The following is a 12,118-nucleotide window of genomic DNA, read 5'->3' as shown; positions in this document are numbered from 1 at the left end:
ATGAAGGCGCCCCACGACGCAACCGGGGAACACCCCCGCCTGCGCGGGGAGGACCTTCGTGAGCTGGGGTTTCAGGAGTCCTTTGCTGTTTCTTTTCCTGTGGTGGGTCTGTCTGTCATGCCTGCATTGTGTCAGAGCGTTTATGCCCCAGAGAGACGATGTGGTGGCTGCTCTGTTTGGTGTGAGCGGGCTTTGTCAGTGCCGTGTGGTGGACTTCAGCGGTCTGCTTTTTGTTGAGGAGGTCGCCTGTGGTTGATGCGCGTATTCAGGGTAAGTCCGGCGAGTTAGTTGAGCCTTACCCGGTCATCGGGCATCTGGTGGACACGGCTTTGGTGTGCGGGGCAGTGTGGGACGGTGTGCTGTCCAGGGGGCAGCGGCAACGCCTGGCCGAGGGGCTGGGGTTGAGTGAGGCGGATGCGCGGGCGACGGTGATGTTCTGGGCCGGCCTGCACGATCTGGGCAAGATCACACCGCAGTTCCAGGACATGATCCTCAAGGCGCGGGCTGCTCATCGCGGTTTCCTCGGGGAAGCGAAGTACGCGCGTGATCGCGACGCGGACAGCAGGACGGCGCCGTTGCGGCACGAGTACGCCTCGCATGCGGCATTGCCCTCCTTGCTGGCCGGGCTCGGCTACCCGAAGGCGGGCCGTCCGGCCTCGTTGCTGCTGACGCAGGTCGCCCAGGTCCTTGGAGGGCACCATGGGCGCTATCCGCGGGACAACGAGCTGCGGGATCTTCGTGATCCGTTGGAGAGGTGTCCCGAACTGGGGGCGGAGGGCTGGGCGGAGCAGCGGAAGGAGCATGTGCAGGCCCTGTACGGGGTCCTTGGCTGTCCGCCAGTTCCCCCGTCGCGGGCGCTTGCGGTGACGGAAGCGGTGGTGATCGCGGGGATGGTGATCGTGTCCGACTGGATCGCCAGCCAGGAACACGTCATCGTCGCCCAGCAGAAAGCTGCCGCGGGTGGTGGAGGCCTTTTCACACTGCCGGGTCTCAAGGCGCAGGCGCGCCGGATGGAACGTCTGGCGCCGAAGCTGCTCGACGAGGCGGGCCTGGGGACTGTTGCGTTCAAGGAAGGCGGGTTTGGTGATCTGTTTCCTGCAATCGACCGGCCGCACCCGCTGCAGCTCAGCGTCGAGGCCGGGCTTGCGGCGGCGCGGCCTGCCGGGCCGGGCATTCTCCTCGTCACCGCTCCTACCGGAGAGGGCAAGACGGAGACCGCGCTCTATGCGGCATCAGTGATGGGAGCGGCCTGTGGGTCCAGCGGGGTGTTTTTCGCTCTGCCTACACAGGCAACGGCCAACCAGATGTACGGACGCCTGGCGGAGTTCGCCGGCCGGAACCTACTCGCCTCCTCCGAGCTGACCCTCCTGCATGGCGCGGCAGACCTCTACACCCCCTACGCCGACGCGACCGCTTCAGCGCAGGACGGCACGGTCGAGCCGCGCGTGCTCTGCGACCACACCCCCGACGGCTTGAAGGCTTCAGGCGTCTTGGTCGAAGCCGGCCGGTGGCTGCGTGCCCGCGGACGGGGCATTCTCGCCCCCCTGGCTGTCGGCACGATCGACCAGGCCCTCATGGGGGTGCTGCCGCTCAAACGGAACGCACTGCGCCATTTCGGGCTTGCGGGGAAAACGGTGATCATCGACGAGGCTCACGCCTACGACGCCTATACGCACGCCCTCATGCTCCGATTGCTGGAGTGGCTCGGAGCTTTAGGGGTGCCCGTGGTGCTGCTGTCCGCGACACTCACCGGGACCATGGCCAAGGGCATGATGCACGCCTACCTGTCCGGAGCAGGCCCGAGTGCGGCCAGGTGTGAACTGCCTGCTCCTGCCTACCCCGGCTGGATCTACGCGTCCGCGGACGGCTCGGTCACAAAGCCCGCATCGCCGGTCGTCAGCGAGCAGGGACGCGCGCTCGGGATGGACATCCGGCATGTGCGGCACACAACCGATCCCAGCGTGGTCAACGGCCGTATGGCCACACTGCTGGCAGCGCTGGAGGACGTGGCCGATGCGGGGGGCTGCGCGGCAGTCATCTGTACCACCGTGGCCGAAGCTCAGCAGACATACCAGGCCCTGCGCGCCCACTATCGCACCCGCTTCGGCGACGGTTGCCTCGCGGGGGATGACCGGGCCGATGATGACCAGGAGCACGGTGACTGGGGGGCGGGACCGCTCTTGCGGCTACTGCACGCCCGGTTCCCCGCCGGCAGGAGGGCGTCGATCACTGCCGAGGCTGAGTCGTGGTTCGGCCGCACCGGCAAACCGGGCACCAGGCGGCCGGTTGGGCCCAGGGGAGCGGTGCTGGTCGCCACGCAGGTCGTCGAGCAGTCCCTCGACTTGGATTTCGACCTGGTCGTGTCGGATCTGGCGCCCATGGCGATGCTCCTGCAGCGGGCAGGCCGTGTCTGGCGGCATCGGCACCCTGGCCCGCCCCGGCCCGGCTGGGCCCGCGGTCCGCGCCTTGTCGTCCTTGCTCCGGTGAACGAGAAGGGTGAGCTGGCGGTGCCTCGGTCATGGGGCGAGGTGTACGACCCGGCCCTGCTCCAGCGCACTGTGGAACTCCTGGACCAGCGCAGAGGCATGCCGGTGACCGTACCGGATGACGTTCAGGGGCTCGTCGACGCGGTTTACGCGGAGGAATTCCCCTCCGTGGCGCCCGAACAGCTGATGGAGCGTGACCTCAGGCGCCTGGCCGGCGACATGGCACGCACCGCCCTGGCCGACATGGTTGCCCTGCCACCGCCGCGCAAGGTCGTCTCCCTGCACAGCCTCACGACCAGCGACGCGGACGAGGAGCTGGTGCGCACCCGTCTCGGTGCCGACTCCGTTCAGGTGCTGCCCGTCTTCGAGGACGCAAACGGCCGGTGGCTGGATGCGGGATGCAGCCACCGGCTCCCCGTCTGTGGCAGTAGAGCGGACGGACGGTTCACCGTCGGCGAGGTTCGCGAGCTGCTCAACCACGTTGCGCCGCTGGCTCACGGGCCGTGGCGTGCCGCATGTGGCCTGGCACACCAGCCGCCCGATGTGTGGGCCAAGGAGCCCCGGCTTGCCCGTCTGGTGCTTCTGCCGCACAGCGTCGGCAACAGGGGCCGGGTACAGGGGGCGGTGGTGGGAGATGTGCGCATTACGTACGACCGCGTACTCGGACTGGTCACAGAACGCCTGGATTGAGTCAAGTTCAGGCGCCGCCTCTCTCCATCTTGAGAGTTTGCCTGCGAAGACCCTTCTGATGCGCATATTGTCGTCTTACCAATGTTGGTGAGGCCCGTTTCGTCCTCTCCGCAGCCAGCTGAGAGGGCGAGACGTGAGCCCCCGCGGGGCGGGGAAGGCCGTGTTCGGAGTTTGAACCGCCGCCTCTGTCCATCGGTTCACCTCCGCTTGCGCGGAGACTCTCCGCCGGCTGCGGAGGATTTCAGCGTACGGCCTGCTCGGGGTCGTTCCTACCCGCCAGTTCGCCTTTCTGCCGATCGGGGTGCCCGTTCCATGCCTGATGCTGTGGCCTTTGATGCCCGTTACCCGCTTGATCGTCGGTCGTGGGTTCCCGTGCTGACGCATGGTGGCGTGACGGAACGGGTGGGGCTGCGTGAAGTGTTCCTTCGCGCGCATCACTTCCGGGGCCTGGCCGTCGCCTCGCCTGCAGCCGCATCGGGTTTGCTGCGTGTGTTGTGCGCGATCGCGGCACGCGTGACGGAACTGGATCAGGCGGACGAGGTCGGCGACTGGCTCGATCGCCGCTACGAACTGCTCGCTGCAGAAGGCGGGTTCGTGCCGGAGAAGGTGGACGGCTACTTCGACAGGTACGCGGAGGGGCTTCGGCTCTACGACCACAAGCGTCCCTTCCTGCAGGACGCACGCCTCGCTCAGGAGTGCGCTGCGTCTTCTGGGATCAACAAGCTGGTGCTCGGTCGGCCTTCGGGGAACAACCAGGTCTTCTTCGGTCACTTCACCGACGACACGCCCGTGCCGCTCTCGTCGGACGAGGCGGTTCTGCATCTCCTGGCGCAGCTGTACTACGGGGCGTCGGGGCAGTGCACACCCCGAACGGTGAACGGTCAGCGCTTCGGGAACACCATGGCCGGCCCGCTGCGGAGAGTTCTGTCCTACCACCCTCTGGGGCGAAACCTGTACGAATCTCTGCTGCTGGGCATCCCTGACCCCCAAGCATGGCCGAGCCGCTCATCCTCGGTGGACGATGTCTGCCCTTGGGAGGACGAGGCGCCGCTGGCGGCCCTGACACCTGCCCATCCCGCGGCGGGCCCGATGACGATGCTGACCGCCCAGCACCAGCACGCGGTGCTCCTGAAACCGTCCCCTGACGGCACAAGCGCCGTGGATGCAACGATCACATGGGCCCTGCGCGCGAACCGGCCTCCGATCCGCGATCCGTATCTCATCTGGGACGAAGCGAAGGACGGCACGGTATATCCGCGCAGGGCGGACGCGAAACGGGCCCTGTGGCGGGATCTGGACGGCCTGATTCTGCAGGATCGGGGCGACAAGGGCCGCAGGCCGCTGATCTTCGAAGGGCTGACCGGCGGGCAGATTCCCGAAAAGGTGTTTCAGCACCTGCGCGTTGTCGCCCACGGTTTCGACCAGGACGGCCAGACCCGGGACCGTACCCACTTCACTGCAGTGACCCCTCCATTGTGCGCACTCCTCGCCTCCGCGGGCTCCCCGGACGATTCGCGACTCGCCCTAGGCGTCAAGGAAGGCCGGCAGGCCGCAGAACAGGCGGCTTGGCGGCTGGAGACCGCACTGCGCAGCGCATGGCGGGCCTACACCATGCCGTTCGGCGACGACCGGCCCGGGCGCCGATCGAAAGAGGACAAGACCGGCGGGCCGTGGCCTGAAGCGGCACTGGCGGCGTACTGGTCGGCGGCCGAGGAGCGCTTCTGGGAGCTGTTGGACCAACAGGACTTCACCACCGCAGTGTCCTCGTTCGGCCGCATCGCTCTGGATGTTTTCGACACCACCACCGCAGCCGCGGCATCCCAGCCCCGCGGTGCAAAGGCCCGCGAAGGCGCACGCGGCTTGATCCGCAGCCTTCTCGTCGCCCGTTCCTGAACGGACTAAGTCGTCTGTATCTCGGCGCGAGCGCTACCGCAGGAACCGACCGCCTTTTTGAAGAAGGACCGATGAGCCATTCCACCCATGAACTCAGCTCTTCCCCCCACCACCCCGCCTCACCTGGCGCCCGCCGCCACGACAACCTCACGGCCTACGACACCTTCGCCACCCGCGTGCGCCAGGCATGCACACACCCCGGTACACAGCAGGCGCTGCGGGCAGCCCTGGCCCGCCCACTGGACGAGGTCCCCGCCCGCACCCACGCTGCACTGCTCCGCCAAGGCCTGGTACCCGATCGTGCAGGCAACGCAGACAAGCGCGCCTACTACGCCATCGCTGCTCTGATCGCCGCCCGGCCTCGTGCTGAACGCCGCGCGGACGCAGACGATCTGCACGCCGCGGACGGCCACGACGAAGGTGATTCCGACACCACCCAACCCGCCGACGACCCTGGCGCCCTCGCCAGGCAGTCACAACCGGCCGGAGCCGCAGGGCTGCAGCTCTCCTGGGGGACGAGCCTGGGGGAGGCGATGGCCGAGCTGACCGCCCGCCGCCCGCGTGCCGCCGTCCCGCAAGAAGGCGATGCGAAACGCCCGCCAGCGAACAAGGACAAGATCAACGGCGTTGAGCAACGACTGCACCTGCTCGTGCGCCAGGACATCGAGGAGCTGCACCGCATGCTTCCCGCCGTCGCCCGCCAGCTCGGCTCGGCGGGCGTACCCCTGGACTACGGACGCCTCCTGCACGACCTCCTGCGATGGCCACGTCGACGAGACGACACCGCAAGGCGCTGGCTGGAGGACTTCTACCGCACACTGCGCCGCTCCGACCGCCCTGCCTGACCCAGCCCCAAACTCCCTGCGAACAGAACCAGGAACCGCATCATGACGACCCAGCACCCCGACATCACGCCGACTGCCACTCCGCGCTACGTGGACATGCACATCCTGCAGACGCTGCCCTTCAGCAACGTCAATCGCGACGACCTCGGCTCACCCAAGACCGTCACCTACGGCGGCGTCACCCGCACGCGCGTCTCCAGCCAAGCGTGGAAGCGGCCCACCAGGCTCGCGGTCGAAACACGGATCGGGCATCAAGCCCGCCGCACCCGTCGGCTTCCCCTCCAGGTTGCCCAGAACCTTATCGACCGAGGCTGGCCCGAAGACCTGGCCGAGCTCGCCGGCGTCCAGGTCGTCATTTCCACTGACTCCAAGCTCGACCTCGAGAACAACGCCACCACCGCCTCACTGCTCTTCCTGCCCAACGATGCTGCCGGCTCCCTGGCCGACATCGCCGACAAGCACCGCGACAAGCTCGAAAAGGCCCTCGGCACCAAAGCTGCGGCCAAGCCCCAGCTCCCCAAGGACGCCATCCACGAGATCCTCCGCTCCCGCAACGGCTCCATTGCCCTCTTCGGCCGGATGATGGCAGAAATCCCCGGCGCGGGAGTAGACGGCGCCGTACAGGTCGCCCACTCCTTCACCACCCACAGCACCTCGGTACAGGCCGACTTCTTCACCGCCGTGGACGACGTCGACCAGTGGGCGTCCGACGCCGGCAGCGCCCACATGAACACAGCCGAGTACAGCAGCGGCGTCTTCTACCGCTACGCCGTCCTCGACACCGGCGACCTGATCCGGAACGTCACCGACCAGACGGTGGCCCGGGAGCTGGCCGAGGCCTTCCTCACAGAATTCATCCAGAGCCTGCCCTCCGCAAAGAAAAACTCCACCGCGCCGAACAGCGTCCCCGACCTCGTACACGTAGCGGTCCGGTCCGACAGGCCTGTGTCCCTCGCCGCAGCCTTTGAGCAACCCGTGCAGGCCGGCCGCACCGGCTGGGCAGAGCCGTCCCGCCGTGCCCTCGCCGCCTACACCGCCAAGATCAACACCCTCATGGGTGACTCGGGACGCATCTACAGTGCCCACGCCGGAGTGGACGACACCCCTTTCGAAGCCCTCGGTGACCGGGTCGAGTCCTACCCCGTGCTCGTCGCAGGAGCCCTCGAAGCGGTCTTTCCCAGCAACGGGAGCACGGCGTCGTGACCGGCTTCCTCATGCAAATCGGCGGACCGCTCCAGTCCTGGGGAGAGCACAGCGCGTTCAACGACCGAGACACCGTCGCCCACCCAACCCGCTCCGGCCTCATCGGCATGATCGCCTCGGCCCTCGGCATCCCTCGCCACCAAGCCACCCCCACCACCAACAGCGGCGAGCCGACACCATTCAGCCAGCTCAGCCACCTGCGCTTCACCGTCCGCCATGACCGCCCCGGCCTGCGCATCCGAGACTTCCATACCGTCGGAGGCGGCCTACCTCCCCACCGCACCGTCCCCACCGCAAAAGGTGGCCGACGCAGCCCCGGCCAGACCACCATCGTCTCCGACCGGCACTACCTGGCCGACGCCGTCTTCACCGTCGCCGTCACGGCCCCCCACGCCCCAGACCCCAGCCACCTCACCACAACCTGCGCCGCCGCACTCACCGCCCCCCACTGGCCCTTGTACCTCGGCCGCCGGTCCTGCCCACCGGCCGCCCCCCTCGTCGTCGCCACGCACCTTCCCGACCCCATCACCGAGCTTCTGACACGCGTCCCACTCGCTCGGGCCCGCCCCAGCACCCCGCAGGCACCTGACCACGAGGCAACCGTCCCCGTACGGTTCACGGCCGACACCCCCTTCCCGCCCACCTTCCCCGCCACCGCGTCCGCCCGGGCATCCGTCACCTCACTCAACGACGAACCCGTCCGTCTTCAGCCACGCGACCGCATCTACCGCAGCCGCCCCTCCTACACCACCAGCTGCCAACTCCCCGCCCAGCTGTGCCAGGGCTACGGCCGCGACTACCTCGACGCACTCATGGCCTACCTCCACACCTTCACACCCGAGGGAACCGACGTATGACCACCAGTCCACACACCGCTCAGTCCGAAGAAACCGCCCAGGACACTGCCCAAACGCCGACAGCCTGGCTCACCAGACTGCGCCTCAACCCCGCCAGCAGGGCGGTCCAGCACGATCTCAGGGACGCCGCAGCGCTGCACCGGCGCATCATGACCCTCGTCCCCAGCGGCCTGGGTGACAGCCCACGAGCCCGCGCCGGCCTCCTCTTCCGGCTCGACCACGACGGCACCGGAGCCCCCACCCTCCTCGTGCAGAGCCGGACAGCCCCCAACACCGCCCACCTCCCCACCGGATATGCCGACGCAAGAACCCGCCAGATGACCCCCCTGCTCGACGCACTCCGCCCGGGCTTGACCGTCCGCTACCGGCTGCTCGGCAACGCTGTCAAACGATGCGGCCGCAACAGCACCGAAGGACGCTGGAAGCAGGCCATCGTCCTGCGGGGTGCCGACGCTGAGCACTGGTGGACAGCACAAGCACGGAAAGCCGGCCTCGCCCTACACACCGTCCACGCCAACAACGCCGACACCCTCACCGCATGGCACGGCCCTGCTGGAACGATGCGCAAAGACAGGACCGCGGTCCACCATCAGGGCACACGCTTCGACGGCATCGCAACCGTCCACGATCCCGAGGCACTACGCCAAGCTCTCCTGCAGGGCATCGGCCGCAGCAAGTCCTACGGCTGCGGACTACTCAGCCTTGCCCCCGCCACTCCGGGAGCCTGAGGAACATCCCCATGACCAGCCTCTCCTCGCCCACCCAGCAAAGCTCCGCCCGCCGCCGCATCGCCGCCCCGACGCTCGCCATGCTGCCCCGAGTCGGCGACTCCCTCTCATTCCTGTACGCAGACGTGGTACGCATCGTCCAGGACGACACAGGAGTCAGCGCCGAGACCACCAGCGCCGACGGCGTCACTACCCGCGTCTACCTCCCCACGGCCGCCCTGAGCTGCGTACTGCTCGGCCCCGGAACCTCCATCACCCAGCCGGCACTCGCCACCTTTGCCCGCCACGGAACCACCGTGGTGTGCAGCGGATCAGGGGGCGTCCGCTGCTACTCGGCAACCACATCCGACGCGCTGACCACCCGATGGCTGGAAGCCCAGGTCCATCAATGGAGCGACCCCGACCGACGTCTCGCCGTCGCACAAAGCATGTACCTCAAACGCTTCAACGTCCCCGTTCCGCCAAGCACACCCCTCAACAAGCTACGCGGACTTGAAGGCCAGCGAGTCAAAGCGCTCTACAAGATCCTCTCCCAACAGCACCGCATCGGCCGGTTCCGCCGCAACTACGACCCCGCCTCCTGGGACCAGCAAGACCCAGTCAACCTCGCCCTCTCTTCCGCAAACACCTGCCTGTACGGCATCGTGCACGCAGCCATCGTCGCCCTTGGCTGCTCGCCCGCGCTCGGTTTCGTCCACCAAGGCAAACAGCACGCCCTCGTCTACGACATCGCCGACCTCTACAAAGCACAACTCACGATCCCACTGGCGTTCTCTCTCCACGACTCACCCCACCCCGAAGCCATGGCCCGGCGCAGCTTCCGGGAGGAACTGCGCCTCTACCGACTGCTCCCACGGATCGTCACCGACATCCAGTCTCTCCTGGCACCCGGCGAGACCGCGCCAGTGCCCGACGGCCACGCCGTAGACCTGGTCAACCTGTGGGACCCGTACAGCGGGTCCGTCCCTGCCGGCGTGAACTACGCGTCCTACGACGGTCAGCCTTCCTTCGACACGCTGTCCCCCTCGAACGATCCTGCCGATCAAGAATCTGCCGATGCACCAGACTGAGAAACAGAGGGAGATGCGCACACCGTGCCGTCCATGACCGTCCTCGCCACCACAGCCGTACCCAACCATGTCCGAGGCGCACTCACCCGCTGGATGATTGAACCCACACCGGGGTTGTACGTCGGCACCTTGTCGGCACGAGTGCGGGACGAACTCTGGCGCGTGGTGAGTGCATCAATCGGAGCCGGCGCGGCAGTGCTGGTACACCCGGAGTCAAACGAGCAAGGCTACGCACTGCGGACAGCTGGCGAGCGCCGCCGTACACCGGTTGACTTCGACGGCCTCGTACTCGTCGCCTTTCGCTCTGATGAATACGCCGACGCGTCACCCGCCCTCGGGATTCTGCCTTCTACCACCGGTTGATCGGACGCTACGGGGCTGAACCATGCGGGGCGTTTCGTCGTGCGTCTTGCCAGCCGAGGAACACACCTGGAACGGGGCTGTATCCAGGCGCCGACCGGAACACCCCCGCCTGCGCGGGGAACGCGGCCGCAACTTCGCTTCGGGGCTCCGTCGGCGGAACACCCCCGCTGTGCGGGCAACACAGCTGGTCGAGGAAGAACTGCGGCTTCAGCTCCGGAACACTCCCGCCTGCGCGGGGACCACTCGCACGTCGGCGATGACGCCGAGGCCCGAGCCGGAACACCCCGCCTGCGCGGGGAAAAGGAACTGCATGAGCGCACTCGACGAGCAGGAACACCCCCGCCTGCGCGGGGAGGCACGATGATGTCCCAGATGCCGCCGAAGATATGCGGAGCACCCCCGCTGTGCGAGGAACGCGCGCTGAGACCGGGACAGTCGTCGAAGGCAAGCGGAACACCCCCGCCCGCGCGGGAGCATTCCTGCGTGCGTTCGGCGCCCGGCATCAGGTGCGAAACACCCCGCCTGCGCGGGGAACGCCTGCGAACGCCGGCCAGCTCGTGATCAACGGCGGATCACCACCGCCTGCGCAGGGAACAAGCTCAGGGGACCACGCAGTCCCGGAAGCCGTAGTTCAGGAATTGATCGGAACACCCCCGCCTGTGCGGGGACCACGTTGAAGTGGAAGGCTAAAGGCTAGGTCTCCCTCTAGCGCGGAACACCCCCGCCTGTGCGGGGACCACCGCCACGAGCGCTGATTGCCAGTGGTCAGGTACGGAACACCCCCGCCTGTGCGGGGACCACGGCGAGGTCCTCGATCCGAGCGTCATGGAGTCCGGAACACCCCCGCCTGTGCGGGGACCACGTCAACCCGACTACCGCTCGCCGCTGCTGCGCCGGAACACCCCCGCCTGTGCGGGGACCACGACATCGCCGGTCGTACGTAATGCGCCCGTGGCGGAACACCCCCGCCTGTGCGGGGACCACTGAGAAAAGGCGCCTCCCCGATGTACCACCAGCGGAACACCCCCGCCTGTGCGGGGACCACGCCGGCGGCGACTACTGGTACGCGGCGACCACCGGAACACCCCCGCCTGTGCGGGGACCACAGGAGCTGCGCGGCCTTGATCTCCTCGAGGACCGGAACACCCCCGCCTGTGCGGGGACCACGAGTGGTCCGACGACAAGTCCGACCCGCGCGGCGGAACACCCCCGCCTGTGCGGGGACCACGAGTGGTCCGACGACAAGTCCGACCCGCGCGGCGGAACACCCCCGCCTGTGCGGGGACCACACCGAAGTGGCGGGCGACGGCTGCCGCCATGGCGGAACACCCCCGCCTGTGCGGGGACCACGACGTTGGGATAGTCCGCCGCCGCTCCGATGTCGGAACACCCCCGCCTGTGCGGGGACCACGACGGCCGTGCAGGGCGCGGGGCGGGTTCGAACGGAACACCCCCGCCTGTGCGGGGACCACATCCGGTGGAACGGGTTCGCCCGCCGGATCATCGGAACACCCCCGCCTGTGCGGGGACCACTGCTTGTGACGCATCGGCGTCACGGTGCCGCTCGGAACACCCCCGCCTGTGCGGGGACCACCGGGCGAGCAGGGCAACGACGCCCGCGTTGGCCGGAACACCCCCGCCTGTGCGGGGACCACGCCCCTGTGGGCGGCCATGTTCGAGGTCGACGCGGAACACCCCCGCCTGTGCGGGGACCACGTGGACGCGTTCGACGTAATCGCGGTGAAGTTCGGAACACCCCCGCCTGTGCGGGGACCACGCTGATGGCGATCGGATCGGGTCTCGGCGCACAGGAACACCCCCGCCTGTGCGGGGACCACGCAGGAGCAGTGCAACATCTGCCGCGACCCGCGGGAACACCCCCGCCTGTGCGGGGACCACTCTTCCTGGGGACTGTAAATCGTTCGGTGTAACTCCCGATCATGGAGGATGCACCGATGACTAGTGAGAACGTGACCGAGGCCG

General features: G+C 67.9%; 8 protein-coding genes and 2 CRISPR repeat arrays (1 of these 10 cut by a window edge). All 8 genes read left to right on the top strand.

What is annotated here, in order from left to right; genetic code table 11:
* Positions 1–54: direct repeats of the CRISPR family, unit length 29 nt; it reaches 1,073 nt to the left of the window's first position.
* A 194-nt stretch (positions 55–248) separates the two neighbouring features.
* Positions 249–3,176 carry a CRISPR-associated helicase Cas3' gene (gene cas3 / locus IEZ01_RS29285; RefSeq protein ID WP_189204687.1) on the top strand — a complete coding sequence of 976 codons (2,928 nt, stop codon included), beginning with the start codon at positions 249–251 and terminating at the stop codon, positions 3,174–3,176.
* Between the two features lie 312 nt (positions 3,177–3,488).
* A complete protein-coding gene (gene casA, locus IEZ01_RS29280) occupies positions 3,489–5,069 on the top strand; it encodes a type I-E CRISPR-associated protein Cse1/CasA (RefSeq protein ID WP_229833269.1) in 1,581 nt (526 codons plus the stop codon).
* A gap of 71 nt (positions 5,070–5,140) precedes the next feature.
* Positions 5,141–5,914, top strand: a complete 774-nt coding sequence (gene casB, locus IEZ01_RS29275; RefSeq protein ID WP_189204685.1) for a type I-E CRISPR-associated protein Cse2/CasB — start codon at positions 5,141–5,143, stop codon at positions 5,912–5,914.
* Between the two features lie 42 nt (positions 5,915–5,956).
* Positions 5,957–7,117 carry a type I-E CRISPR-associated protein Cas7/Cse4/CasC gene (cas7e, locus tag IEZ01_RS29270; RefSeq protein ID WP_019891666.1) on the top strand — a complete coding sequence of 387 codons (1,161 nt, stop codon included), beginning with the start codon at positions 5,957–5,959 and terminating at the stop codon, positions 7,115–7,117.
* The gene (gene cas5e, locus IEZ01_RS29265; RefSeq protein WP_019891667.1) at positions 7,114–7,974 is read left to right on the top strand and encodes a type I-E CRISPR-associated protein Cas5/CasD; all 861 of its coding nucleotides are present in this window, start codon (positions 7,114–7,116) and stop codon (positions 7,972–7,974) included. Before cas7e ends, cas5e begins: the two co-directional genes overlap by 4 nt.
* Positions 7,971–8,702, top strand: a complete 732-nt coding sequence (gene cas6e, locus IEZ01_RS29260; RefSeq protein WP_019891668.1) for a type I-E CRISPR-associated protein Cas6/Cse3/CasE — start codon at positions 7,971–7,973, stop codon at positions 8,700–8,702. Before cas5e ends, cas6e begins: the two co-directional genes overlap by 4 nt.
* An 11-nt stretch (positions 8,703–8,713) precedes the next feature.
* The gene (gene cas1e / locus IEZ01_RS29255) at positions 8,714–9,772 is read left to right on the top strand and encodes a type I-E CRISPR-associated endonuclease Cas1e (RefSeq protein ID WP_189204683.1); all 1,059 of its coding nucleotides are present in this window, start codon (positions 8,714–8,716) and stop codon (positions 9,770–9,772) included.
* A gap of 24 nt (positions 9,773–9,796) precedes the next feature.
* The gene (gene cas2e, locus IEZ01_RS29250) at positions 9,797–10,135 is read left to right on the top strand and encodes a type I-E CRISPR-associated endoribonuclease Cas2e (RefSeq protein WP_078513481.1); all 339 of its coding nucleotides are present in this window, start codon (positions 9,797–9,799) and stop codon (positions 10,133–10,135) included.
* Positions 10,136–10,778: 643 nt separating this feature from the next.
* Positions 10,779–12,034: a CRISPR direct-repeat array (repeat unit 29 nt; unit sequence CGGAACACCCCCGCCTGTGCGGGGACCAC).
* Between the last annotated feature and the right edge of the window lie 84 nt (positions 12,035–12,118).

It is taken from the genome of Streptomyces purpureus (genome assembly GCF_014648195.1).
GTDB classification, from domain to species: domain Bacteria; phylum Actinomycetota; class Actinomycetes; order Streptomycetales; family Streptomycetaceae; genus Streptomyces; species Streptomyces purpureus.
Note: the sequence above shows the minus strand (reverse complement) of the source record. Positions and strands in the feature narration are given on the sequence as shown.